The following is a 25,540-nucleotide window of genomic DNA, read 5'->3' as shown; positions in this document are numbered from 1 at the left end:
TCCGGAAGGCGCCGGGTTATCAACCGGCGCCCAGGTAGGCGTCCGCCAGTTCCGGGCTGGCGGCGATGTCCCGGGCGCTGCCTTCCGCCATCACCCGCCCCCCTTCGATCACATAGGCGCGGTCCGCCAGGGACAGGGCCAGCGCCGCCATCTGGTCCACCAGCACAATGGTCATGTTTTCCCGGCGCAGCTGATCCAGCGCCGCGAACAGCTCGTCGATGATCTTCGGCGCCAGCCCCAGGGACGGCTCGTCCAGCAGCAACACCCGGGGCTTGCTCATCAGCCCCCGGGCCACCGCCAGCATCTGCTGCTCGCCGCCGGACAACAGCCCGGCGCGCTGATGGCGCCGCTCGCGCAGGCGCGGGAAGCGCTCGAACATTTCCTCCAGCCGTGCCTCCCGGTCACCGGGACACAGAAAAGCGCCCAGCCGGATGTTGTCCTGCACCGACAGTTCCGGAAACACCTGGCGCCCCTCGGGCACCAGCACCAGACCCTGGCGCACGATGGCCTCGGCGGGCATCTTGTCCAGGGCCTGGCCATCCAGATGCACGCCGCCGGCCTGGGCCGGGTGCAGCCCGGCAAGGGTGCGCATCAGAGTGGATTTGCCGGCGCCGTTGGCGCCCAGCAACGCCACCATCTCCCCCTGGCGCACCTTGAGGCTGATGCCGTGCAGCACCGGCTCGGCGCCGTAGCCGGCCACCAGATTGTTGACGCCCAGCCATTCCGGGCCGGTGCGCGGCGGCCGCTCGGCCACCGGCCGGGCCTGGTCCAGGTCCTCGCCCAGATAGGCACGGCGCACCGCCGGGTCCGCGCGCACCTGTTCCGGTTTGCCGGCGGCCAGCAGGCGGCCGGTGTCCAGCACCACCACCTGATCGGACACCTTCATCACCAGCTCCATGTCATGCTCCACCACCATCACCGCCACGCCGGCGTCGGCGATGGCGCGCAACAAGCCGGCCAGCCGGTCGGTGTCTTCCCGGGACAGGCCCGCCGCCGGCTCATCCAGCAGCAGGGCGTCCGGGTCGGTGGCCAGGGCCCGGGCGATCTCCACCAAACGCCGGTCCACATGGGGCAGCTGGGAGGCGGGAACGTCCAGGTCGCCCTGATAACCACAGAACGCCAGCAGCGCCTCGGCCCGTTGCCGCACCGCCGTGGACAGAAAACGGCGCGCCCCCAGCAGGTTGCCAAGCCGGCCCCGGCAACCGGCCAGGGCCACGTTGTCGGCCACCGACAGGGTGTCGAACAGTTGCGAGGTCTGGTAGGTGCGGGCCACCCCGTGGCGGGCAATGCGGAAGGCCCGGCCAGCACTCAGGCGCCGGTCACCCAGGGAGAAATGCCCGCCGGTGGGCGGGTAAAAGCCGCTCACCATATTCAGCACCGTGGTTTTGCCCGCGCCGTTGGGGCCGATCAGGCTGGTCACCGCCGCCGGCGGTACCGTCATGCTCAGGTCGCTGACCGCGCGCACCCCGCCGAAGGTCATGCTCAGCCCGGACAGGCTCAGCCCCCGGCGCGGCCGGTTGGAGAACGACGGCGCCCCGGCGGTGGCCGGCGCCGCGCCGCGGACCGGCCGGTCGCCACGCCGGACCATGGCCAGCAGGTCCTTGGCCAGACCGATCAGTCCGTTGGGGGCCACCAGCAGCACCACCAGCAACAGGCCGCCGAAGAACAGCAGCCGGTAGGCTTCCAGAGTGGCCAGCAGTTCCGGCAACACCCCCAGGATCACCGCGCCGATCACCGGCCCGATCACCGAACCGGCGCCGCCCACGATCACCACCAGTACAAACAGAATCGACTGCATGAAGCTGAAAGTGTCCGGGGTGACGAAGCCGGCCAGCGGCGCGAACAGGCCACCGGCCAGCCCCGCCAGCCCGGCGGACACCATGAACGCCACGGTCTTGATCACCAGCGGCCCCAGCCCCACCGACTCGGCGGCGGTTTCGCTGTCCTTCACCGCGCGCATGGCGGCGCCCCAGGTGCCCCGGGACAACAGGGCGTAGGCCAGCAGCGACACCGCCAGGGTCAGCAGCGCCAGCACCGCCACGGTTTGTTCGATGCTCCAGTCCGCGCCCAGCACCGGCGCGGCGATGCCCATGATGCCGTTCTGACCACCGGTGAGGCCGTCCATTTCGATGATCGCGTGCTGCACGATAAAGCTGAACGCGATGGTGATCATGGCCAGATAGGGGCCCTTTACCCGCAGCGCCGGCAGCGCCAGCACCAGGCCGGCGGCGGTGGCCACCAGGGCACCGGCCAGCCAGGCCGGCCAGAACGACCAGCCGGCCTGGCTGGTCAGAATCGCCACGGTATAGGCACCGATGGCATAGAAGCCCACATGGCCGAAGGAGATCTGGCCGGTGAGCCCGAGCAGAACGTTGAGGCCCACGCCGACGGTGGCGACCAGCGCCACGGTGGCGAGCACATAGACGTAATAGCTGTTGAGAAAGAAGACCATCACCAGGGCGGCGACCAGCACCGCCAGGCCGGCCGGAATCGACAGGCGCTTCATACCTTCTTCACCTCCGCGCGGCCAAACAGGCCGTTGGGCCGCAGGGCCAGCGCCACGATCACCAGCCCGAAGGTGATGATGTGGGTGTAGCCGGAGCCCAGCGACATGATGATCAGGCTCTCGGCCAGGCCGAACAGCAGGCCGGCGATCATCACCCCCCAGGCGCTGGTGATGCCGCCCAGGATCGCCACCGAGAAGGCTTTCAGGCCAAACAGGGTGCCCATATCGGAGTTCACATTGGCCAGCGGCGCGATCAACATGCCCGCCACCCCGGCCAGCACCGTGGACAGAGCGAAGGCCCCGGCCACCGCGCGGCTGATGGGAATGCCCATCAAGCGCGCGGCGTCCCGGTTCTGGCTGGTGGCCAGCAGGGCGCTGCCCCAGCGGGTGCGGCGCGCCACCAGGTGCAAGGCGGCGGCCAGCGCCAGGCCCACCAGCGGAATAATCAGTTGCAGCGGATACACCCCCAGGCCCAGACCACCCACTTCCACCGGCGACACCGCCAGGGAAGAGGGCAGGCTGCGCGGTTCCTTGCCGAAGGTGTGCATCACCACGTTATCCAGCACGATACCCAACGCCACCGTGGACATCAGCCAGGCATCGGAGCCCCGGCGCACGAACGGTCGCACCGCCAGGCGTTCCACCAGCACCCCGTACAGCGCGCACAGCGCCAGGGCCACCGGCACCGCCAGCCATATCGGCCAGCCCAGGGTCTGGGCGAAGGTGTAGCACAGCACCGCGCCCAGCATCATTGAACTGCCCTGGGCGAAGTTCACCGTGCCCGAGACCGCGAAGGTGATGTAGAAGCCCAGGGCCATGAGACCGTACATGCTGCCCATGCCCAGGCCACTGATCAGCGCCGATACCAGCTGAGTATCCATGGAGGGTTATTCCATCAGTCCTGCAGACCAACCGGCACGATGCGGTTGTCGATGAATTGCGCCCACACATAATCCTGCGGGCCCAGGGCGTCGTGCTGCTCCTTGGAGAACGGGTCCTTGTAGGTTTTGATCAGGCCCGGGTAGGTGTCGATCTCGAAATAACCCTCGCGGATCGCCTCGCCGTCGGTGGAGCCGGCGTTGTCGATGGCCAGAGCGGTCAGGTGCATGGCGTCATAGGCGTTGGCCACGCCCACCGCCGGGGTGATGTCCGCCGGGCCGTTGATGTCGTCGTACTTGTCGGTGAGGGCGGCGATCACTTTCTTGCCCACCGGCGACTGGTCGCCGAAGAAGCTGTAGGTCTGTACGAAGTGCACTTTCTCGGCACCGGGACCGGCCAGCTCGGTGAAGCGGCCACCGGCGGGGCCCCAATGGGACACGATCGGCACATCCCAGCCCATGCGGCGCAGGGATTTCACCACCTGGGCGGAGGGGCCCACATTGCCGACCAGGGCAATGGTGTCGGCGCCGGCATCACGCAGACGGGTCAGTTGCGGCACCACGTCGATGGCATCGCCGTCGAATTTCTCGCTGCCGGCGGGCTTCATGCCCTTGGCGTCCAGCGCCGCGACCAGGCCCTTGTGGTTGGATTCACCCCAGGGGTTGTTGATCATCAGCAGGCCGAATTTCTCGGAGCCGAAATTCTTCTGGGCGTACTCGACCATGGCCACGTCCACCAGTTCATCCATGGCGGACACCCGGAACACGAAGTTGGGATCGGCACCGTTCTTGGTGATCGGCGTGCCCGCCGCCCACGGGTCCATGAACGGCATCTTGGCCTGATTGGCCAGCGGCACGATGGCCAGGGCCACCGGCGTATCCAGACCACCGAACAGCACCGCCACCTTCTCCTTGTGGATCAGTTCGCGGGCCGCCACCACACCCTTGGCCGGGTTGGATTCGTCGTCCCGGCGCACCAGCACCAGTTCACGGCCGCCGAGCACGCCGCCGTTGGCGTTGATTTCGTCAATGGCCAGCTGCACGCCCCGGGAGATGGCCTGGCCGGCCAGCGCCGACTGCCCGGACAGGGCGGTGATCAGACCGATCTTCACCGGTTCCGCCGCCACGGCGGCACGCCACGGCAGCATGGCCAGCAGCGCGGTGAACGCGGCGGCCACTAAAACGCGAGAGATACGCAACATGGGATTCCCCCTTCAGGTGTTGGGATGGAGCGGGCGGCGGCTGACGCTGCCGACCCTCGCTGCTGACAACGCAAGGCCCGTGCCATGTTGCGGATTTCAGCTATCGGGCACGTAAATTGCTTTAATTTCTGGCGTCACTTAAACCTTTAATTGTCGACAAGAAATCCCCGGATTGCGGCGAATCCCATTCCGCCGACCGCCGCCCGGAACCGCGCCCCAGGCACCACCGATCCGTGGTGCCGGGCGCACAGGCAAGGGGCAAGAAGGAGACCCGACCATGGATAACGCACCAGAGTGGAACAGCGACACGCCGATTCGTGACCCCGCCGCCCTGATCGATACCTACCTGACCATTCTGATGAAACCGGACCCGGATACCGCCCGCCGTTTCGTAGCGCCGGACCTGGTGATCCGTTTCACCGGTAACCGCCAGATGGACGATCCCCGCCAATGCACCGCGTTCAACCGGGACCGCTACGGCTGGGTGAAGAAGCGATTCCAAGCCACCGAGGTGGTGGCCGGCGGCACCCTGGAACAGGCGGTGGTCTACAACATCGGCACCCTCTACGGGGAATGGCCGGACGGCACGCCTTTTGAAGGGAACCGCTACGTGGACCGTTACGTGGTGCGCGACGGACTGATCACGGAAATGGATGTGTGGAACGACAGCGCCGAATGGCTGCTGATCCGCGCCGGACTGGCCCAGGACACCCGACCGTCATGAACGAAACCTCGCCCTTCGCGGCGCTGGCCGACCACGGCCGCTTCGACTACCAGGGCATTCACCAGCGACCGGACTACCATTGGCCCGGCGGCAAACGGCTGGCGGTGTACCTGGGTTTTAATCTGGAGCATTTCGCCTTCGGGGAGGGGATGGGCGCCAAGCTGGGGGCGGTGTTCGCCGAGCCGGACGTGCTCAATTACGCCTGGCGGGAATACGGCAACCGGGTGGGCGCCTGGCGCTGCCTGGAACTGTTCGATGCCCTGGAACTGCCCGCCGGCACCATTGCCAATACCGCCCTTTATGATCATTGCCCGGAATTACTGGCCGCCTGCGGCGCCCGTGGCGATGAACTGATCGCCCACGGCCACAGCAACGCCACCTACCAGGGCACCCTGGAAGAGGAGCAGGAGCGGGCCTTGCTGGTCCATTGCCGGGAGCGCATGGCGGCGGCCTCCGGCGCCACGCCCAGCGGCTGGCTGTCGCCGTGGATCGGCGAATCCGTGCACACCCCGGATCTGCTCGCCGAAACCGGCTACCGCTACACCCTGAACTGGTGCCACGACGATCAGCCGGTGCGCATGCGCACCCGCGACGGCCGGGGCCTGTGGGCGATTCCCTATCCCCAGGAAGTGAACGACATCCCGATGATCATCGCCCGCAAGCTGGACGCCCGGGCCTTCGCCGATATGATCATTGATCAGTTCGACGAAATGCTGGCGCAGTCGCAACGGCAGCCGCTGGTGATGGGCATCGCCCTGCATCCTTATTTGATGGGGCAGCCTTACCGGCTGCGGCACCTGCGCCGGGCCCTGCAACACATCGCCGGGCACCGGGAGCGGTTATGGCTCACCACCCCCGGCGCCATCTGCGACCACATGGACAGTTTGTTCTCATGACATCCACCGCCACGCCGGGCCGCGGCCGGCCCAAAGTCCGCCCCCAGGCCCTTGCCGGCCAGGCGCCGGCGGGCCGGGAAAAACCCGCCGAGAAAGAGCAGCGCATTTACACCGCCATCGTCGACCGGGTGATGGAGCAACGCCTGAAACCGGGCACCCGCCTGCCGGAAGCGGCGCTGTGCGAGCTGTTCGGCGTCGGCCGCACCCTGGTGCAGAAGGTGCTGCAGCGGCTCGCCCATGACCACATCGTGGAGCTGCGCCCCAACCGCAGCGCCATCGTCGCCATGCCCAGCCGCGAGGAGGTGGGCAAGCTGTTCGAGGCCCGCCGGGCCCTGGAGGCGGCGGTGCTGCCACTGGTCGCCGAGCACGCCACCCGCGCCAATTACGCCTCCCTGCGCCGGCAACTGCGCCAGGAGCGCGACGCCATGCACCGCTACGCCCAGACTGAGTGGGCGGGCCTGGCCAGCGCCTTCCACCTGCGGCTGGGGGAGTTGTCGCGCAACCCCATGCTGCATCGCTATCTGTCGGAAATCATTTCACGTTGCTGCCTGGTGGTGGCCCTGTTTCAACCGCCGGGCAACGCCACCTGTGAGCACCACGAACATGAGCGGGTGGTGGCCTGCCTGGAAGCCGGCGACGTGGCCGGCGCCCAACAGGAGAACGACCGCCACCTGCGCGAACTGGAAGCGCACATTCAACTGATCGAGGAAGACACCGACCAGAGCCTGGCGGACATGCTCGGCCTGACCGACCGCTCTTGAGATTCGCCGCCGCCGTCGCCACTAGACGGGGAAGCACCGGCACAAACCGGTGCATCGAAGGCAGCAAGGGAGTGTCATTATGCGTATCGACTTGTCCGGCAAGACCGCCATCGTTTCCGGCTCCACCGCCGGCATTGGCTTCGGCATCGCCCGGGGGCTGGCGGCGGCCGGCGCCGAGGTGGTGATCACCGGCCGCACCCGCCAGCGGGTGGACCAGGCCCTGGAGCATCTCAAGAAGGATTTTCCCGACGTTCAGGCCAGCGGCGTGGCGGCGGACCTGGGCACCGCCGAGGGCTGCCAGGCACTGATCGACGCCCACCCGGAAGCAGATATCCTGGTTAATAATGTGGGTATTTTCCAGCCCACGCCGTTTTTCGATATTACCGATGACGACTGGGAACAGTTTTTCCAGGTCAACGTGATGAGCGCGGTGCGGCTATCCCGCCACTATGCCCAGGGCATGAAAAAACGCGACTGGGGCAGGGTATTGTTCCTGTCCAGTGAGTCGGCCCTGAATATCCCCACCGAGATGGTCCATTACGGCATGACCAAAACCGCCGTGCAGTCCATTTCCCGGGGTCTGGCCAAGGTGCTCAGCGGCACCAGGGTAACCGTCAACGCGGTGCTCCCCGGCCCCACCCGCTCCGAGGGCGTCGGCAAAATGCTGCAAGAGATGGCCGAGGAAAAGGGGATTTCCGAGCAGGAAATGGAAAAGCGCTTCGTACAGGAAAACCGGCCCAGCTCCATTATTCAGCGGGTCGCCGATGTGGAGGAGGTGGCCAACATGGTGGTCTACCTGGCATCGCCGCAGGCCTCCGCCACCACCGGCGCCGCCCTGCGCGTGGAAGGCGGCATCGTCGACACCATGGCCTGACCGGCAACGGTGACGCACCGGGCGAGAAGGGCCTGATATACTCGCGGCCATGACCAATAAGCTGATTATTCTCGACCGCGACGGAGTGATTAACGAGGACTCCGATGACTATATCAAGAGCCCGGAGGAATGGCGGCCGCTGCCCGGCAGCGCCGCGGCCATCGCCCGGCTCAACCACGCCGGCTACCGGGTGGTGGTGGCCACCAACCAGTCCGGGCTGGCGCGGGGCTACTTCGACGGCCCCACCCTGGAGGCCATTCACCGGCGCATGGCGGCCCATCTGGACAGCGCCGGCGCCCACCTGGACGGCATCTATGTTTGTCCCCACGGTCCCGACGACGGCTGCGATTGCCGCAAGCCAGCGGCCGGGCTGATCGACCAAATTGTTGCCGATTATGGCGAGGTCACCGGGGTACCCCTGGTTGGTGATAGTCTCAGGGACCTGCAGGCCGGTGTGGCCCGGGGCTGTCGCCCGGTGCTGGTGCTCACCGGCAAGGGCCGCCGTACCCTGGACAAGGGTTTCCCCCCGGACCTGGGCCCGGTGACGGTTTACGACTCCCTGGCCCGTTTTGTCGATCAGTTTCTCAAGGACCCTTCATGAAGTCACCCGCCGGCGCCCGGCGCGCCACTCCGGGCATCGCCATTCGCAGTGTGCTGTTTTTTATCCTTTATAATCTGGCCGGCGTCATCCACAGTTTCTTTTGTGTCCTGATCGGTCCATTTTTACCGTTTGAAAAACGTTACCGTTTTGTGAACTTGTGGACCGCATTCTCCATTACCCTGCTTCGCTACCTGAATGGCGTGAAGGTTCGGGTGGAAGGTCAGGAGTATTTACCTGATGGCGGGTTCGTGGTGCTCGCCAATCACCAGAGCAGTTGGGAGACGTTCTTTTTACAGCTGCTGATTTCCCCCCAGGCCACGGTATTGAAGCGCGAGCTGTTATGGCTGCCGTTTTTCGGCTGGGGCCTGGCATTGCTGAGGCCCATCCGCATCGACCGGGGCAAGGGCCGCGCGGCGCTGAAAGCACTGATCAAACAGGGTACCGAGCGTTTGCACGATGGTATTCCGGTGGTGATTTATCCGGAAGGCTCCCGCCAGGCCCCGGGCACCCTGGGCCGTTTTAATCACGGTGGCGCTTTGCTGGCCTGCCGCGCCGGGGCACCGGTGGTGGCCATGTCCCACAACAGTGGCGACCATTGGCCGGCCCGTTCCTGGTTACGCTTTCCCGGCGAGATCACCCTGCGTATCAGCCCGCCCATTAATACCCATGGCAAGGACGCAAAAACCGTGACTCAGGAAGCAGAAGAGTGGATTATTTATCACTATCCGGGACGGTCAAACAAAAATACAACGCCCTAATTGCGTTTTGCCGGGATAATACTTACAGTCGGCCGCGTCAGCCGTTTGATAAACAACATTAGTCGCTACCGTTAAGGAACGCCCGAAATGACCATTAATTTGGACGATTACTCCGTCGCCGAGCTGGAAAAGCTGATCCGCCAGGCGGAGCGTAAGCTTGAGAAAAAGCGCATGGAGGCCGTGAAGAACGCGCAGGCGGAGATCAATAAGATTGCCAAGGATCTTGGCGTGTCCGTGGACGATCTGCTGGAAGAGAACAAGGGTCGCAAGAAGAAGACCACCGCGCGCAAAACCACCACCCGCAAGAAGAAAGCGGGCGTGCGCAAACCGGCGAAAATCAAATACCGCAATCCGAACGACAGCTCCCAGACCTGGACCGGTCGTGGCAAACGTCCGGTGTGGCTGCGTGAAGCCGTGGAACAGGGCGCCAAGCTGGAAGATTACGAAGTCTGAAACGGCCCGGCGCCAGCGCGACCGGCCCCGCCGGTCGCGCACTCCTTGTTTAACCCCTCCGATTCTCCATTCCCACCGAACCGGGCCTCCGGTTAATCAGATATCCAGATTGGAAACCTGCAAGGCGTTGGATTCAATGAACTTGCGACGCGGGTCCACGTCATCGCCCATCAGGGTGGTGAAGATCTGGTCGGCGGCGATGGCATCCTCCACCGTCACCTGCAGCATGCGCCGGGATTCCGGGTCCATGGTGGTTTCCCACAGCTGGTCCGCGTTCATCTCACCCAGCCCTTTATAGCGCTGCACACTGGTACCGCGACGGGCCTGCTGCATCAGCCAGCTCAGGGCATCGGCGAAGTGGCGAATCGGCCGGCGGGTTTCCCCCCGTTCCACCGCCGCGTCCTCGGCCAGCAGACCTTCCAGGGTTTCCCCCAGGTGTTTGATGCGCTCGTAATCCGGCGACTGGAGAAACTCCAGGGAAACCCGGTATTCCCGGGGCAGGCCGTGGGCGATCACCTGTACCCGGGGCAGGAACAGGCCGCGCTCCTTGTCTTCCTCGGCGCTCACCGTGAAGCTCTGGGTGGCGTCCGTAAGGGCGTCCACACGGGCGCCGAGGCTCTGACACCATTCCTCCATGGCGGCGCGGTCAGAGAGCCGCTCAGCGTCCAGGGAGGGCATATAGATCATCTGTTCCAGCACCACCGCCGGGAATACCCGGGACTGACGCTCGACGATGCGCATCACCAGGCGGTATTCCGCGATCAGCTTGGCCAGCGGCTCGCCGCTCACCGGCGGAGCGCCGTCGCCGGGGTAAAGCGCCGCCTTATCCAGGGCCAGGGTGGTCAGGTAATCCTCCAGCGCCGGGTCGTCCTTGATGTAGGTTTCCTGTTTGCCCTTTTTCACCTTGTACAGCGGCGGCTGGGCGATATAGATATGCCCGCGCTCGATCATCTCCGGCATCTGGCGGAAGAAGAAGGTCAGCAGCAGGGTGCGGATGTGGGAGCCGTCCACGTCCGCGTCAGTCATGATGATGATGCGGTGGTAGCGCAGCTTATCCGCGTTGTATTCATCGCGGCCGATGCCGCAGCCCAGGGCGGTAATCAAAGTGGCTACCTCCTGGGACGACAGCATCTTGTCGAAGCGGGCTTTCTCCACGTTCAGGATCTTGCCTTTCAGCGGCAGGATCGCCTGGTATTTACGGTCACGGCCCTGTTTGGCGGAGCCGCCGGCGGAGTCACCCTCCACGATGTACAGTTCGGAAAGGGCCGGGTCTTTTTCCTGGCAGTCCGCCAGCTTGCCGGGCAGGCCGGCGATATCCAGGGCGCCCTTGCGACGGGTCATCTCCCGGGCCTTACGGGCGGCGTCCCGGGCGCGGGCGGCGTCGATAATCTTCTGCACGATCATCTTGGCCTCGCCGGGGTGTTCCAGCAGGTAGTCCTGGAACCGCTCGGACATGGTCTGCTCCACCGCGGTCTTCACCTCGGAGGACACCAGCTTGTCCTTGGTCTGGCTGGAGAATTTGGGGTCCGGCACCTTCACGGAGATCACCGCGGTGAGCCCTTCCCGGGCGTCGTCACCGGAGGGGTTGGCTTTCTCCTTCTTGAGGAAGCCTTCCTTGTCCATGTAGTTGTTCAGGCTGCGGGTGAGGGCGGCGCGGAAGCCCGCCAGGTGGGTGCCCCCATCCCGCTGGGGAATGTTGTTGGTGAAGCAGAAGATGTTTTCCTGGTAGGAATCATTCCACTGCATGGCCACTTCCACGCCAATACCGTCTTCCCGGTCGATCTGGAAGTGGAACACCTCATTGAGGGCGCTTTTGCTCTGGTTCAGGTAGCTGACAAAAGCGCTCAGGCCGCCGTCGTACTGGAATACGTCCTCATCGCCGCTGCGCTCGTCCATCAGATGAATGCGCACGCCGGAATTCAGGAAACTCAGCTCCCGCAGGCGTTTGGCCAGGATATCGTAGTGGAACTTGATGTTGGTGAAGGTCTCCGGGGACGGGCGGAAATGCACGGCGGTGCCGGTGCTGTCGGTGCTGCCCACCACATCCAGGTCCTTCTGCGGCACGCCGTGATGGTAGGTCTGCTCGTAGACGTTGCCATGGCGGCGGATAGTCAGCTTCAGGTGCTCGGAGAGGGCGTTCACCACGGAAACCCCCACGCCGTGCAGACCGCCGGATACCTTGTAGGAGTTATCGTCGAATTTACCCCCGGCGTGCAGCACGGTCATGATCACCTGGGCGGCGCTGACGCCTTCCTCTGGGTGCATGTCCACGGGAATACCCCGGCCGTTGTCCGCCACGGACACGGACTCATCCGGATGAATGATGACCTTGATTTCCGAGCAGTGGCCAGCCAGGGCCTCATCGATGGAGTTGTCCACGATCTCGAAAACCATGTGGTGCAAGCCGGTGCCATCGTCGGTGTCACCGATGTACATACCGGGGCGCTTACGAACCGCATCCAGCCCTTTAAGCACTTTGATGCTGGATGAATCGTAGTTTTTCTCCGCCATGTCTCTATCCTATGGATCGTCCGATATCCGCCGAACGCGACCATGTTCCACGTGGAACATTCTGGCCGCTTCGCCCGTTTCTACCATTGCGGGACCCAGCTGCTCCCGGTCCACCGCCGTAATCAATGTTTGGTGCGAGCCCCGCGCCAGAAAACTCAGCAGGGTCGCCCGGTGGTCCTGGTCCAATTCCGAACCCAGGTCGTCCACCAGCAGGGTGCAGACCTTGCCCGCCTCCGAAATCAGGGGCAGCTGGGCCAACACCAGACCGTAGGCCAGAATCTTGGCCTGGCCCCTGGACACCCGGTCCCTGGCCAGCGTTCCGCCAACGGTGATTTTCAGCTCCGAGCGATGAAACCCGGTTTGAGTGAACCCACGACGCAGATCGTCATCGCGGGTGCGGGCCAGGGCCTCCAGGTAGGATTCCCCCTCCCGAAGGCCGGTCTGCAGCGTCAGGTCACCCTTCAATTCCGGCGCCAGCAGGCCGAGCACGCCTTTCCACTCGGCTTTCAGGCGCTGCAAATAGCCGCTTCTTAACCCTTCAATACTACCAGAAGTCGCCGCCAGTTTCTGGTCCCAGTAAGTGAGCTCCCGGGGCGTGACCCGCCGGCTGCGGAGCAGGGCGTTCCGATGCTTCAGCGCGGTGCTGGCTTCCTTCCAGGTGGGGAGGAAAGAATGTTCCACGTGGAACATTCCCCAGTCCATGAATCGGCGCCGCAACGAGGAGGCCCCGAAAACCAGCTCCACGGACTGGGGGTGAAGTGCCAGCACCGGGAGCAGGGCGGCCACGTCGCTGAGCGCCCCGGGGGTGGCGCCGTTCAGCTTCAGCGAATCAATCCCCGACGGCGACCGCCGTACCCCCAGCCGGTGCTCGTAGTCCCCCTGTGCCACCCGGGCGAACAGGGTGGCGGCGTCGGCGCCATCCCGCACCAGCCGGGACAACCGTCCGCCGCGAAAGGACCGCCCGCCGCTGCCAATAAAATAGATCGCTTCCAGCAGGCTGGTCTTACCGCTGCCGTTATCGCCGAAAATCAGATTCAGCCCGGGGGAGGGCGCCAGTTCCGCTTCCCGGTAATTGCGGAAATCGGTAAGTCTGAGGTCGGTCAGCATATCGGCATAGGGAGGGGGAGGGCGGGGAGGGGAGGCCCGGCGGAGCCGCCGGGCCGGATGATCAGGGAAAGATCAAAGACGCATGGGCATGACCACATACAGCGCCGCCTCATGCTCCGGATCGGTGACCAGGGCGCTGCTGTTGCTGTCACCCAGCTCCAGACGGGCCTGGGTGCCGTCCATGGTGTTGAGCACGTCCAGCAGGTAGCTCACGTTGAAGCCGATTTCCAGGGGGCTGCCGTCGAAATCCACGGACACTTCCTCTTCCGCTTCTTCCTGCTCCGGGTTGTTGGCGACGATGCGCAAGCTGCCTTCGGAAAGCTGAACGCGCACACCGCGATACTTCTCATTGGAAAGAATCGCCACCCGGGCCAGGGCCTGGCGCAGGGTTTCCCGGTCGGCCAGGATTACCCGGGAGCCGTCCTTGGGAATCACCCGCTCGTATTCCGGGAACTTGCCGTCCACCAGCTTGGAGGTAAAGGTAATGGAACCCGCTATGATACGAACGTGGTTGCGGCCCAGGGTCAGGCGCACGCTCTCGCCGGCGTCGGAAAGAATCCGCGCCAGCTCCATGACGCCCTTGCGCGGCAGGATCACCGAGGCCTCTTCGCTCTGGCCTTCCATAGTGGCGTCACACAGTGCCAGCCGGTGGCCGTCGGTGGACACCGCCCGCAGCATGCCCGGACGCAGCTCGAACAGCATGCCATTCAGGTAGTAGCGTACGTCCTGCTGAGCCATGGAGAAGGCGGTATGGTCGATCAGGTCGCGCAGGGAGGACGGGGCGATCTCCAGCACCGAACCGGCGTTGTCCTCATCCTGATTGGGGAATTCCGACGCCGGCAGGGTGGTCAGGGAAAAACGGCTGCGGCCGGAGCGCACCAGCATGCGCTCGCCGTCCATCTCGAAGCGGATGTCCGCCTCCGCCGGCAGGCTCTTGGCGATGTCCACCAGCTTGCGCGCCGGCACCGTGGTTTCCCCGGCCTGGTGCTCACCCTCCAAAGGCAGCCGCGCCACCAGCTCAAGCTCCAGATCCGTCCCGGTGAGGGAAAGCTGGCCGTCGCCCACTTCCATCAGCACATTGGACAGCACCGGCAAGGTTTGGCGTTTTTCGACCACCGCGGCCACCTGCTGCAGGGGCTTGAGCAGTTGTTCACGGTTGATGGAGAATTTCATGTGTCGCTTTCCCGTTATCAGTTGATCTCTCAGGACGTCAGGGTCCTCAGGAGGTTCTGGTAATCTTCTTCTATTTCCGGATTGGATTCCCGCAATTCCGCCACCTTGCGACAGGCGTGCAACACCGTGGTGTGGTCACGGCCGCCGAAACTGTCGCCGATCTCCGGCAGGCTGTGGCTGGTCAGCTCCTTGGAAAGCGCCATGGCCACCTGGCGCGGCCGCGCCACCGAGCGGGTGCGCCGCGGTGAGTGCAGGTCCGGCACCTTGATCTTGTAGTATTCCGCCACGGTCCGCTGGATATTGTCGATACTGATCTGCCGGGCCTGCAAGGCGATCAGGTCTTTGAGCGCCTCCTTGATCAGACCGATATCGATCTGCGCGCCGGTGAAGCGCACATGGGCGATCACCCGGCGCAGGGCGCCCTCCAGCTCACGCACGTTGGAGCGGATGCGCTGGGCAATAAAAAAGGCCGCGTCGTTGGGCAGTTCCACCCGCGCTTCCTCGGCCTTTTTCTTGAGGATCGCCACCCGGGTTTCCAGCTCCGGCGGCTCCAGGGGCTGGGACAGGCCCCAGCCGAACCGGCTTTTCAGCCGCTCTTCCAGGCCATCCACTTCCTTGGGAAACTTGTCGCAGGTGAGAATGATCTGCTGACCGTTCTCCAGCAGCGCATTGAAGGTGTGGAAGAACTCCTCCTGGGACTGCTCCTTACCTGCAAAAAACTGTATATCATCAATCAACAACGCGTCCACCGACCGGTAGAAGCGCTTGAACTCGTTGATGGTCTTGTTGCGCAGCGCTGAAATCATATCCGCCACGAAGCGCTCGCTGTGCAGGTACACCACCTTGGCGTTGGGGTTGCGTCGCTGCAGCTCATTGCCCACCGCGTGCATCAGGTGGGTCTTACCGAGCCCCACACCGCCATATAGTAGAAGGGGGTTGTAGCCATGGCTGGCCGGGTTCTCGGCCACCTGCTGGGCCGCCGCGCTGGCCATGCGGTTGGACTTGCCTTCCACGAAGGTGACGAAGGTGAAGCTGGAATTGAGGTTGCTGCGGTGTTTGGCGGCGCCGCCCAGTTCCGGAGACACCGCCCGGGGGCGGGATTCCACCACCGGCGCCGGACGGCGCTCGGCCACGGCGGTGGTGGCGGGCTGCGGCGGTGACGCCGGCCGGGAGCGGGAACTGCCTACTTCCAGGCGCACCTGGGGCAGGGGACCGCTCTGCAGCTCACCCAACACCTCGCCAATGCGCTCCAGGTATTTGTCGCGAACCCAGTCGACCACGAAGCGATTGGGCGCGAACAGGGTCATTTCTCCCCCATCCGCGGACGCCGCCACCTGCAACGGCCGGATCCACATGTTGAATTGCTGCGAAGGCAATTCGTCCTCCAGCCGAGTCAAACAGCGATGCCAAAGCTCCTCGGACACGTCCCCGCCTTTGCCTGAATACATGAAATAAGACGTTGCATTCTATACCCCCGGGCGGCCAATTATCCACAGCTTGGCCGGTGTTTTTCTTTTTGTTCCCCCTGTGGATAACTAGGCTCACAACCCTGTGCGCCACCGGGGCGCAAACCCTGGGGATAAACCGGTGCACCGATCTGTTCCACAATCACTGACAGGCTGTCCGCGTGTCGTCACCAGGGGTTACACACAGTTATACGGCAGTTACCAACATGACAAGCTGTTGATTCATATCGGCTTTCTCAGGTTTTCCACAGAAATGGCCTTCCCCTATTACTACCACTGCTTCTAAAAAGAAATTTAAATTCTTAATTCTATTAATAACCGGCTACAGGGGCCGTGCCACGCCCTGGTTGACAGCGCCGACGGCCAGGGCTATCATCCGCGCCCTCTTACGACACCTGAATCCACCTTTGGGGATGACGCCATGAAACGGACATTCCAACCGAGCAATCTGAAGCGCAAGCGCAACCACGGTTTCCGTGCCCGCATGGCCACCAAAAACGGCCGTAAAATTCTGGCCGCCCGTCGCGCCAAGGGTCGCAAGCGGCTGACCGTCTGAGTCAGCCGTTCGCGCTGACCGTTCTGTCACTGCCTGTCTTCCATGGTGCACCGGTCAGCGCTTTCAGATTCCGCTCCCTTTTCCTTTACCCGTGATCAACGCCTGCTCGGCGGTGATCAATTCCGCGCCGTGTTCGATGCGCCGGATTACCGGGTCTCCGATCGCCACATCCTGATTCTCGCCCGCCACAACGATCAGCCTCAGGCCCGTCTCGGCCTGGTGATTGGCCGTCGTCGCGCACGCCGGGCCGTGGATCGTGGTGCCATCAAGCGCCGTGCCCGGGAGCAATTCCGATTGCGCCAACATGAACTGGCCGGCCTCGACCTGATTGTGCTGTTACGTGCCCCCTGTCCCCCGGACGGCGGCCGTTCCGCCACGCCATTGCTGGCTTCGCTGCTGGACAAGCTGCTTGCCAAGCGCCAATAAGACTGAGAAACTGCCGTCCGCTTTTTCTCGCCAGAATTAAATCTGACTATGGATATCCCTCGCGCGTTAGTGATCACCGGCATTGCCGTTGTCTCCTACCTGCTGATCCAGGCCTGGCAACAGGACTATATGGCACCGACGACGCCGGTTGCCCAGCAGCAGGCCCCGGCGAATGCCGGGTCCACCGGCGACGAGGATTCACAGCATCCTCTCCCCGAGCCGGACATCGCCAATAACGACGGCGGCGTCCCAGACACCGATGGGGAGCAGCCCCAGGCCCCGGCCAACGCCGACACCCGGGCCAACCCGGGTCAGCGTATCCAGGTCAACACCGACGTCTTCAATCTGGAGATCAATCCGGTGGGCGGCGATATCGTGCGGGTGGCCCTGCCGAAGTACCCTCGCCATGCCGACACCCCGGATCAGCCCTTCGTGCTGCTGGAGAACGACCAGGCGCGGACCTACGTGGCGCAAAGCGGCCTGGTGGGTCGCAACGGCACCGACACCAAGGACGGTCGCCCCACCTGGCAGGCGTCCCAATCCAGCTATCAGCTCGGTGACGGCGACAAGGAACTGAACGTTGATCTGACGCTGAGCCAGGCCGGCGGCGTGCAGATCATCAAGCGCTACACCTTCGAGCGCGGCAGCTACCTGGTACGGGTCAGCCACATTGTCCGCAACAACAGCGGTGAGACCTGGCAGGGTGCCCTGTACGGTCAGATCAAGCGCGATGGCAGCGACGACCCGGGCAAGAGCAGCCAGGGCATCATCCCCATGCCGACCTACCTGGGGGCCGCCTACTGGAGCGCCGACAAGCCCTACAACAAGCTGCCCTTCGACGATATTCAGGAAGAGCCGCTGAAGCTGACCCAGGATGGCGGCTGGATCGCCATGCTGCAGCATTACTTCGTGTCCGCCTGGGTGCCGGATGCCCAGGGGCGCTATACCTATTCCACCCTGTACCGCCAGAACCGCAATGAGTATCTGCTGCGGTTCGTGGGCGCCAACCAGGAAGTGGCCCCCGGCGAAGAGAAAGTGTTCTACGCCGAGTTCTACACCGGCCCGAAAATCCAGGACAACCTGGGCGCCATCAGCCCCGGCCTGAACATGACCGTGGACTACGGCTGGCTGTGGTTCATCGCCCAGCCAATCTTCCACGTGCTGGTGTTCCTGCAGAGCGGTGAGCTGGACCTGTTCGGTCTGGATATGGATCTGGGCATGGGCGTCGGCAACTGGGGCGTGGCCATCATCCTGCTGACCTTCATCATCAAGATGCTGTTCTTCAAGCTGAGCGCCACCAGCTACCGCTCCATGGCCAAGATGCGCAAGGTGGCCCCGGAGATGCAGCGCATCAAGGAAGAGTACAAGAGCGACCGCCAGAAGCAGCAGCAGGAAACCATGAAGCTGTTCCAGCGCGAGAAGATCAATCCGCTGGGGGGCTGTCTGCCGATGATCGTGCAGATGCCGGTGTTCATCTCCCTGTACTACGTGCTGCTGGAATCCGTGGAGCTGCGCCAGGCGCCGTTCTTCCTGTGGATCAATGACCTGTCGGTGATGGACCCGTACTTCGTGCTGCCGATCCTGATGGGCGCGTCCATGTTCCTGCAGACCCGCCTCAACCCGACCCCGGCGGACGCCACCCAGGCCCAGGTGATGAAGTGGATGCCGCTGGTGTTCTCGGTGTTTATGTTGTGGTTCCCGGCCGGTCTGGTGCTGTACTGGCTGACCAACAACCTGCTGTCCATCGGCCAGCAGTATGTGATCACCCGCAAGATCGAGAGCGAAAGCTGACCGATACCGTAGGAGCGGCTTTAGCCGCGATCAGCTAAGCAGGTCATGAAGGCGTGCCTTGCTTATCGCGGCTAAAGCCGCTCCTACGGCGTATACTTCCAGCATGCCTTTAACCGCTCCGGATACCATCGTCGCCGTCGCCACCGCCCCCGGCCGGGGCGGTGTCGGCGTGGTGCGTCTGTCCGGGCCGGATGCCCGCCGCATCGCCGGCGCCCTGATGGGCGACCGGCCCCTGACCCCGCGCACCGCCCATTTCGCCCGCTTCCGTGACCCCCAGGGGGCCGTTATCGACGAAGGCCTGGTGCTGTGGTTCCCGGCGCCCGGCTCGTTCACCGGTGAGGATGTGGTGGAGCTGCAGGGCCACGGCGGGCCGGTGATCCTGGATACCCTGGTGGCCGCCTGTGTGCACCACGGCGCCCGCCCGGCGCTGGCCGGGGAGTTTTCCCAGCGCGCCTTCCTCAACGACAAGATGGACCTGACCCAGGCGGAGGCCATCGCCGACCTGATCGACGCCGGCACCCGGGAATCCGCCCGCGCCGCGCTCAACTCCCTGCAGGGGGCCTTCTCCCGGGAAGTGAACAACCTGGTGGAGCAACTGATCCAGTTGCGCATCTACGTGGAAGCGGCCATCGACTTCCCGGAAGAGGAGATCGACTTCCTCTCCGAGGGTGGGGTGGCGGATGACCTGGCCGGGGTGATCGACCAGGCCGGCGCGGTGCTGGCCAGTGCCCGCCAGGGCCGCCTGATACGCGAGGGCCTGACGCTGGTGATCGCCGGCAAACCCAACGCCGGCAAGTCGTCACTGATGAACGCCCTGGCCGGCCACGAGGCGGCCATCGTCACCGAGGTGGCGGGCACCACCCGGGATGTACTGCGCGAAGCGATCCAGCTGGACGGCATGCCCCTGAACCTGATCGACACCGCCGGCCTGCGCGACAGCCCGGACCGGGTGGAGCAGGAAGGCATCCGCCGGGCCTACGATGAAATCCGCAAGGCGGACCGTTTGCTGGTGGTGGTGGATTCCCTGGAGCCGGAGGTGGACCTCACCGATCTGGCGGCGCTGTTGCCGCGCAGCCAGCAGGAGCTGGATCACCTGGACCTGCCGGTGACCCGGGTGCTCAACAAGGCCGACCTGAGCGGCCTGGAGCCGGGCGCCCAGCCGGCGCCGGCGGATACCTTCGCCCTGTCCGCCGCCACCGGCGAGGGCCTGGAGGCGCTGCGGGAGCACCTGAAAGCCGTGGCCGGCTACCAGGGCACCGGCCAGAGCCGGTTCTCCGCCCGGCGCCGCCATATCACCGCCCTGGAGCAGGCCCTGGCCGCCCTGGCCAAAGGCCGCGACCAGCTCCACCAGCATGCCGCCGGCGAACTGCTGGCCGAGGACCTGCGCGCCGCCCAGCAGGCCCTGGAGGAAATCACCGGGGCCTTCACCGCCGACGATCTGCTCGGCCGCATTTTTTCTTCTTTCTGCATCGGTAAATAGCGCCGCCGACCCGCGCCGCTAAGAGTCCAGCCAATCCGCCCGTTGGCGCAGGTTGGCCTTGTCTTCCTCCGCCACCAGCGCCGCTTCCGCCCGGGCCAGGGCCAGCCGGCCGTGACGTCGGGCGGGCTCCGGAAAGCCCAGCTCCGCCAAGGCGGCCAGGGCCTTCTGCAGACGGATCTGTACTTCCACCAACGAGGCTCCGTCCCGGGCAATCGGGTTGAACAGGTCGTCGAAGAACTCCGCCTCGTTGAGCGGCGGGACCCACAGGCGCGGGTGGCGCACCGCCTCGCCGCCGCGCTCGGCGGCGGCCTGCTCGCCGACCCGCCGCCACTCGGCCAGGATGCGCACCGACCGGCCGATCACGTCGATGGCGGTGCCCGGGTCGTTCACCGCCGGAGACAGGGCCCGGGAGGCGATTTCCGAGAGCACCACCAGGCCGAAGCGCGGGTCCTCGTCGAAGGTGCGCTCGTCGTCCACGGTAAAGCCTTTGCGGACCGGCGCCTCAATGTCGGCGCCGCCGCCGACCACCCAGGCCAGGGGCTGGCGCGGATGGGTGAAATGCCCGGGCAACGCCGCCAGATAAAGATCGGCGTCATGGCGCTCCGCCCATTCCGACAGCGCGTCGCCGTCCAGGTGCTGCACATAGCCGATGCGATCCGGGTACACCGGCCGGGCGTCCGCCGGCGGCGGTTGGCGCGGGTCCCGGGGGTGGCCGCCCAGGTTGGGGTGGGCGGCGCGCTGCCGCAGGGCGGCGCGGGTGGCCTGTTCCACCCGGTCGGTGGTTTCGCCCACCCGGCCCAGCCGCGAGAGGTGATCGATCCAGCGCAGAATGGTGACCACGATCAGTACGATCACCAGCAGTGTGGCCAGGAACAGAATCACCCGGCCGCCCTCGCCATAGGCGCCGGTGCTGAGGGCCACCAGCCCCACCAGGCTGAACAGAAACGAGCCGATAAAGGTGGCCAGGGCGTTGTGCGCGGTGCTGTCCTGCATCAACAGCCTGGTGGCCCGGGGCGTCACGTTGCTGGTGGCGGCGCCGTAGGCACTGACCATCACGCTCAGCGAGAAGGTGGTCACCGCCAGCATGCTGGAGGCCAGCACATTGAGAATGGTGTCCACCGCGTCGGCACCCACGGTGACCGGCAGATCGGCGGGCAGCCAGCGCTGGCCGACGATGGCCAGCAGCGAAGTGCCCACGGCCAGAATCGCAAAGCCGGTGGCGCGCACCCACAGGACCCGGGAAAACTGCATCAACCACCACTGCCATTTTGAAAACATTCGGGCCAGCTCCTTTGTTCTCGCCGGGTTCAGCATAGCGCAGTCCGGCCGCTCTCGTTATTCCATGGAGGAGGGCGTTATCATCGGGCTTTTCACCTGATCGGAGAGAGACCATGGCGGTGACGACCTTCGCGGTGCCGCAAAGCGACCGCTACTTCGAGGATTATCCGGAGGGGGCGGTCTATGAGTTCGGCCCCATCGAGGTGGACGAAGAGGAACTGCTGTCGTTCGCGCGGCGCTTCGATCCCCAGCCCATGCACATCGATCCCGAGGCGGCGGCGGCGGGGCCGTTCGGCGGGTTGATCGCCAGCGGCTGGCACACCCTGAGCCTGATGATGCGTCTGATGGTGGACCACTATGTGTCCGAGGTGGCCGGGCTGGCCTCGCCGGGGGTCGATGAGGTGCGCTGGCTGCGGCCGGTACGGCCCGGCGACCGGCTGACCCTGCGCGCCACCGTGCTGGAGGCGCGGCCGTCCCGGTCGAAGGCGGACCGGGGCGTGATCTTCGCGCTAATGGAAAGCGTCAATCAGGACGGCCAGGTGGTGGCCAGCTTCAAGGGCATGAACCTGATTCTCAAGCGCCCGGCCTGACCGCCGCTGTTTGTGGTCGGACCCCGGGCGGATTTTCTCGTTATTCCGTATCGGTACATAAACGCCGGGTTACGCCGGGTCACCGTCTTCCCAGCCCTGGCGCTTGCGGTAGATGGTGGAGGCGCTGATGCCGAGTAGCGCGGCGGCCTTTTCTCTATGCGCCGTCCTGGCGGGACGGTGCCGAGGAGAACCCTTATCTGAATGCCATCGACTGGGAGCGTCTGTCCGACTGGCTGTCGGAGACCGACAGCGTACTGTTGGTGCGCCTGCACCCCAATGAAAGGGATATGGCCAGGGATCTGGCCAAGTACCCGTTTATCGTCGACATCAGCAGCCGGGAAGATATCTATGATCTGCTGCCGGATCTGGCACTGATGATCACGGATTATTCGTCCCTGTATATCGATGGCCTGCTGTTCGATGTGCCGGTTCTCTTCTATCGCTTCGATGAGCACTGGTACGCCGAGGCTTGCCGCAGGACCTATGACTACAGCCGGGACCTGCCCGAGGCCGGCCGGGTGGTCACCGACTTCGAATCGCTCTATGAGGAGCTGGACCGTGGTCACTGTTTTGACCGGGAGTGCCATCGCAAAGGGCGTAACAGTCAGCGCCATCAGTTCTGGTCACCGGGGCTGCCGATGTCGTTTGAAGTCATCAACCAGCATCTGGGGTGGTAGCGGGATCGGCCGCCCCGGTCAGCGCCGCCATCGTTATCGCCGCGCCGGCGGCGCTATTATCGGGTGGCACAATCCAAGCATGGAGAGCATCGCTCAGGCTTTTTCATCGCTACGTATCGGTAAATCGTCTGAAATCGGGTATGGTGCCTGCTAGCACTTTGCTAGCACCTTCCCGGAAATCAGTAAACTAAAAACGATCCGGTGTATACGTAATGGATATGGAACCACAGGTCGGTGACCACAGCGGCCAGTCCCAGCGCCGCGCTTTGCTGAAAGCGCTGCTGATTCTGACCGCGTTTTGTGGCGCGCTGTTCTACGTGATCAACATCCGACGTGGGGTGGTGGTCCTGGCGTATATAGAACTGGGCGCCGCCATCGCCTCGGTGTTGCTGTACGTAGTGGTGCGTCGCACGCCACGGCTGCGACTCTGGACACTGATCTATCTGATCCCGTTTCTCAACATCATGATGATGGCGCTGTATTTGCCCGGCGCATCACCCACGGTGTTCCTGTGGATCTACATCGTCCCGGTGCTTTGCCACCTGTTACTGGGGCCGCGGCTGGGCCTGGCGGTGTCGGTGTTCTACATTCTGGTGGCGCTGGGTTTGTTTCTTCACAAATACCCGGATTATCTGTTCCGCAGCGGCTTCGCGGAGATCGCCAACATCACCCTGTCGCTGGGGGTGACCCTGGCCTTCGCCTATATCTATGAGCGCGGCAGCGATCGTTCCCGCTCGGACCTGGTGGTGATGGCCTCCACCGATCCTCTTACCCGCCTGCCCAACCTGTATCGTTTTCGTGAAGCCTTTATTCATGAACGCAGCCGCGCGGAGCGCCTGGCTACGCCACTGAGTGTGCTGGTTCTGGATCTGGATCTGTTCAAGGCGGTCAATGACAGCTATGGCCATCGCATCGGTGATCTGGTTCTGATCCACGTGGCGAAGCAATTGCGTCAACGTCTGCGCGCCACGGACCTGCCTTGTCGGGTGGGCGGGGAGGAGTTCACCATGCTGCTGCCGGACACCAACCGTGACGAGGCGGTGTGGGTGGCGGAAAACCTCCGTGAGTTGATCGCCAGCCAGCCCTATCGGACCGGTCGCCTGAGCGTGCCCCTGTCGTGCAGCATCGGCGTGGCGGAATGGGGCGTGGATGGCCAGAGTATGGACGACCTGGTTGAAGCCGCCGACCGGCGTCTGTACATCGCCAAACAGCAGGGCCGTAACCGGGTTATCTCGGAAGGCTGAACGGCGCTCTTTTTCGTTATTTTGCACCGCCCGCCGCCGATCCGGCGGTACTTCCCTGGACGCCCACCCGGACCTTGCCGATACTTGGAGCGCTTCCCTTCGCGGCGCAGGAGAACGGCAATGAGCGAGACACGGGTGGAAAAAGACTCCCTGGGCGAGATCGAGGTGCCGGTGGAGGCCCGTTGGGGCGCCCAGACCCAGCGCGCGGTCGACAACTTTCCGATCAGCGGACGGCGCCTGCCGGACCGCTTCATTCAGGCGGTGGTGCGGATCAAACGGTGCGCCGCCCAGACCAACGCGGACCTGGAACTGCTCGACGAACACAAGCGCGCCGCCATCGTCGGCGCCTGCAATGAACTGCTGGCCGGTCATTACCTGGACCAGTTCCCCGTGGACGTGTTCCAGACCGGTTCCGGCACCAGCACCAACATGAACGTGAACGAGGTGATCGCCCACCTGTGCCGCGAAGCCGGCACCGAGATTCACCCCAATGACGACGTTAATCTGGGCCAGAGCAGCAACGACACCATCCCTTCCGCTCTGCATCTGTCGTCGGTGCTGGCGGTCACCGAGCAATTGATGCCCGGGCTGGAACATCTGATCGCCACCCTGGGCCTGCGCGCCAGCGAAGGCAAAACCCTGGTGAAGACCGGTCGCACCCACTTGATGGACGCCATGCCGGTGACCGTGGAGCAGGAGCTGCGCACCTGGGTACTTCAATTGCAGGGCGCCAGCGAGCGCCTGGCCAGGGCCCGTGATGATCTGTACGCCTTGCCGCAGGGCGGCACCGCCGTGGGCACCGGCATCAATGCGGACCCCGACTTTGGCGAGCGCTTCGCCGAGGCCCTGGCCGACGATACCGGCCGGCCGTTCACCGCGCTGCCACATCCGGCGCTGGCGCAGAGCGCGGTGGACGCGCCGCTGCATCTGTCCGCGGCCCTGCGTGGCCTGGCGGTGGTGCTGATGAAAATCAGCAACGATCTGCGCTGGATGAACTCAGGCCCGATCCACGGCCTGGGGGAATTGCAGTTGCCGGCCACCCAGCCGGGGTCGTCGATCATGCCCGGCAAGGTCAATCCGGTGATCTGCGAATCCGCCACCATGGTGGCGGCCCAGGTTATCGGTCTGGATCAGGCCAACACCGTGGCCGCCCAGAGCGGCAATTTCCAACTCAACGTGATGCTGCCGCTGCTGGCCACCAATCTGCTCGACATGACCGAATGGCTGGCCAACAGCTGCCGCAATCTGGCCGACCAGGCGATCCAGGGCATGACCTGGAACGAGCAGCATCTGGCCGAAGGGGTGGGCCGCAACCCGATTCTGGTCACCGCCCTGAACCCGGTGATCGGCTACGAAAAAGCGGCCGCCATCGCCAAGGAAGCCTTCGCCAGCGGGCGGGCGGTGATCGACGTGGCCGCCGAGCACACCGATCTGGACCGGGACGAGCTGAAAAAGCTGCTCGACCCGCTCAAGCTCACCGGCCCTTCCGGCCACTGAAGGCGCGACGCACCGGTCACGCCGCCGGGGTGACGCCGGCGGCGGCCTGTGCCAATCTTTTGCCCGCCCAGCAGGCCGTTGAACAACCCTT

At 64.5% G+C, this 25,540-nt stretch carries 22 protein-coding genes and 2 pseudogenes; 15 read left to right on the top strand and 9 right to left on the bottom strand.

Going from position 1 to position 25,540, the window contains the following annotated elements; all coding sequences use genetic code 11:
* Window positions 1–19: 19 nt before the first annotated feature.
* Genes FGS76_RS19915 through FGS76_RS15820 form a run of 3 tightly spaced genes read right to left on the bottom strand, consistent with a single transcriptional unit; the run spans window position 20 to window position 4,586 of the window.
* Window positions 20–2,506: a branched-chain amino acid ABC transporter ATP-binding protein/permease gene (locus FGS76_RS19915; protein ID WP_138773620.1), complete on the bottom strand. Its 2,487-nt coding sequence runs from the start codon at window positions 2,504–2,506 to the stop codon at window positions 20–22.
* Entirely contained in the window at window positions 2,503–3,387 is an 885-nt protein-coding gene (locus tag FGS76_RS15825) for a branched-chain amino acid ABC transporter permease (RefSeq protein WP_138773619.1), read from the bottom strand. Before FGS76_RS15825 ends, FGS76_RS19915 begins: the two co-directional genes overlap by 4 nt.
* A 14-nt stretch (window positions 3,388–3,401) precedes the next feature.
* On the bottom strand, window positions 3,402–4,586 hold the full coding sequence (locus FGS76_RS15820; protein ID WP_138773618.1) for an ABC transporter substrate-binding protein: 1,185 nt from the start codon (window positions 4,584–4,586) through the stop codon (window positions 3,402–3,404).
* 277 nt (window positions 4,587–4,863) lie between these two features.
* Here FGS76_RS15820 and FGS76_RS15815 point away from each other — a divergent pair, with 277 nt between their 5' ends.
* The 7 genes from FGS76_RS15815 to FGS76_RS15785 all read left to right on the top strand — a co-directional run bounded on the left by FGS76_RS15815 (window position 4,864) and on the right by FGS76_RS15785 (window position 9,653).
* Window positions 4,864–5,310 (top strand): nuclear transport factor 2 family protein, encoded by a 447-nt coding sequence (locus FGS76_RS15815; protein ID WP_138773617.1) that lies wholly within the window; start codon window positions 4,864–4,866, stop codon window positions 5,308–5,310.
* On the top strand, window positions 5,307–6,206 hold the full coding sequence (locus FGS76_RS15810) for a polysaccharide deacetylase family protein (protein WP_138773616.1): 900 nt from the start codon (window positions 5,307–5,309) through the stop codon (window positions 6,204–6,206). The genes FGS76_RS15815 and FGS76_RS15810 overlap by 4 nt, the downstream gene beginning before the upstream one ends.
* Complete coding sequence (locus FGS76_RS15805) at window positions 6,203–6,967, top strand: GntR family transcriptional regulator (protein WP_138773615.1); 765 nt, start codon at window positions 6,203–6,205, stop codon at window positions 6,965–6,967. The genes FGS76_RS15810 and FGS76_RS15805 overlap by 4 nt, the downstream gene beginning before the upstream one ends.
* A gap of 79 nt (window positions 6,968–7,046) precedes the next feature.
* A complete protein-coding gene (locus FGS76_RS15800) occupies window positions 7,047–7,841 on the top strand; it encodes an SDR family NAD(P)-dependent oxidoreductase (RefSeq protein WP_138773614.1) in 795 nt (264 codons plus the stop codon).
* A gap of 49 nt (window positions 7,842–7,890) precedes the next feature.
* Window positions 7,891–8,442 (top strand): D-glycero-beta-D-manno-heptose 1,7-bisphosphate 7-phosphatase, encoded by a 552-nt coding sequence (gene gmhB, locus FGS76_RS15795; RefSeq protein WP_138773613.1) that lies wholly within the window; start codon window positions 7,891–7,893, stop codon window positions 8,440–8,442.
* Window positions 8,439–9,200: a lysophospholipid acyltransferase family protein gene (locus FGS76_RS15790; protein ID WP_138773612.1), complete on the top strand. Its 762-nt coding sequence runs from the start codon at window positions 8,439–8,441 to the stop codon at window positions 9,198–9,200. The genes gmhB and FGS76_RS15790 overlap by 4 nt, the downstream gene beginning before the upstream one ends.
* 87 nt (window positions 9,201–9,287) lie before the next feature.
* Window positions 9,288–9,653, top strand: coding sequence for an H-NS histone family protein (locus FGS76_RS15785; RefSeq protein ID WP_138773611.1), 366 nt, complete (start codon window positions 9,288–9,290; stop codon window positions 9,651–9,653).
* Between the two features lie 96 nt (window positions 9,654–9,749).
* Here FGS76_RS15785 and gyrB read toward each other — a convergent pair whose 3' ends face one another.
* From gyrB to dnaA, 4 genes are all read right to left on the bottom strand, one after another.
* Window positions 9,750–12,164: a DNA topoisomerase (ATP-hydrolyzing) subunit B gene (gyrB, locus tag FGS76_RS15780; RefSeq protein ID WP_138773610.1), complete on the bottom strand. Its 2,415-nt coding sequence runs from the start codon at window positions 12,162–12,164 to the stop codon at window positions 9,750–9,752.
* A gap of 9 nt (window positions 12,165–12,173) precedes the next feature.
* Window positions 12,174–13,271 (bottom strand): DNA replication/repair protein RecF, encoded by a 1,098-nt coding sequence (recF, locus tag FGS76_RS15775; protein ID WP_138773609.1) that lies wholly within the window; start codon window positions 13,269–13,271, stop codon window positions 12,174–12,176.
* A 72-nt stretch (window positions 13,272–13,343) separates the two neighbouring features.
* Entirely contained in the window at window positions 13,344–14,444 is a 1,101-nt protein-coding gene (gene dnaN / locus FGS76_RS15770) for a DNA polymerase III subunit beta (protein WP_138773608.1), read from the bottom strand.
* A gap of 29 nt (window positions 14,445–14,473) precedes the next feature.
* Complete coding sequence (dnaA, locus tag FGS76_RS15765) at window positions 14,474–15,868, bottom strand: chromosomal replication initiator protein DnaA (RefSeq protein ID WP_138773607.1); 1,395 nt, start codon at window positions 15,866–15,868, stop codon at window positions 14,474–14,476.
* Window positions 15,869–16,331: 463 nt separating this feature from the next.
* On the opposite strand from dnaA, the gene rpmH reads away from it, so the two are divergent.
* The 4 genes from rpmH (at window position 16,332) to mnmE (ending at window position 20,163) form a co-directional block, all read left to right on the top strand.
* Window positions 16,332–16,466: a 50S ribosomal protein L34 gene (rpmH, locus tag FGS76_RS15760; RefSeq protein ID WP_138773606.1), complete on the top strand. Its 135-nt coding sequence runs from the start codon at window positions 16,332–16,334 to the stop codon at window positions 16,464–16,466.
* A gap of 42 nt (window positions 16,467–16,508) precedes the next feature.
* Entirely contained in the window at window positions 16,509–16,892 is a 384-nt protein-coding gene (gene rnpA, locus FGS76_RS15755; protein ID WP_138773605.1) for a ribonuclease P protein component, read from the top strand.
* 48 nt (window positions 16,893–16,940) lie between these two features.
* Complete coding sequence (yidC, locus tag FGS76_RS15750; protein WP_138773604.1) at window positions 16,941–18,683, top strand: membrane protein insertase YidC; 1,743 nt, start codon at window positions 16,941–16,943, stop codon at window positions 18,681–18,683.
* A gap of 103 nt (window positions 18,684–18,786) precedes the next feature.
* Window positions 18,787–20,163, top strand: coding sequence for a tRNA uridine-5-carboxymethylaminomethyl(34) synthesis GTPase MnmE (gene mnmE / locus FGS76_RS15745; protein WP_138773603.1), 1,377 nt, complete (start codon window positions 18,787–18,789; stop codon window positions 20,161–20,163).
* Window positions 20,164–20,181: 18 nt separating this feature from the next.
* On the opposite strand, the gene FGS76_RS15740 is transcribed toward mnmE, so the two are convergent.
* Window positions 20,182–21,441: a DUF2254 domain-containing protein gene (locus tag FGS76_RS15740; protein ID WP_138773602.1), complete on the bottom strand. Its 1,260-nt coding sequence runs from the start codon at window positions 21,439–21,441 to the stop codon at window positions 20,182–20,184.
* A gap of 113 nt (window positions 21,442–21,554) precedes the next feature.
* Between FGS76_RS15740 and FGS76_RS15735 the strand changes: the two genes are divergently transcribed.
* Window positions 21,555–22,031, top strand: a complete 477-nt coding sequence (locus FGS76_RS15735; protein WP_138773601.1) for a MaoC family dehydratase — start codon at window positions 21,555–21,557, stop codon at window positions 22,029–22,031.
* Between the two features lie 69 nt (window positions 22,032–22,100).
* Here FGS76_RS15735 and FGS76_RS19910 read toward each other — a convergent pair.
* Window positions 22,101–22,190, bottom strand: a pseudogene (locus FGS76_RS19910) (helix-turn-helix domain-containing protein); the annotation flags it as partial.
* Window positions 22,191–22,192: 2 nt separating this feature from the next.
* Here FGS76_RS19910 and FGS76_RS15725 point away from each other — a divergent pair.
* The 3 genes and pseudogenes from FGS76_RS15725 to FGS76_RS15715 all read left to right on the top strand — a co-directional run.
* Window positions 22,193–22,708 (top strand): annotated as a pseudogene (locus FGS76_RS15725) (CDP-glycerol glycerophosphotransferase family protein); the annotation flags it as partial.
* 212 nt (window positions 22,709–22,920) lie between these two features.
* Window positions 22,921–23,952 (top strand): GGDEF domain-containing protein, encoded by a 1,032-nt coding sequence (locus tag FGS76_RS15720; RefSeq protein WP_138773599.1) that lies wholly within the window; start codon window positions 22,921–22,923, stop codon window positions 23,950–23,952.
* Window positions 23,953–24,072: 120 nt separating this feature from the next.
* Window positions 24,073–25,449 carry a class II fumarate hydratase gene (locus FGS76_RS15715; RefSeq protein ID WP_138773598.1) on the top strand — a complete coding sequence of 459 codons (1,377 nt, stop codon included), beginning with the start codon at window positions 24,073–24,075 and terminating at the stop codon, window positions 25,447–25,449.
* Window positions 25,450–25,540: the final 91 nt, after the last annotated feature.

Origin of the sequence: Alloalcanivorax gelatiniphagus (genome assembly GCF_005938655.1) — a bacterium.
Lineage (GTDB): Bacteria > Pseudomonadota > Gammaproteobacteria > Pseudomonadales > Alcanivoracaceae > Alloalcanivorax > Alloalcanivorax gelatiniphagus.
This window is presented reverse-complemented; position numbering and strand designations above follow the sequence as displayed.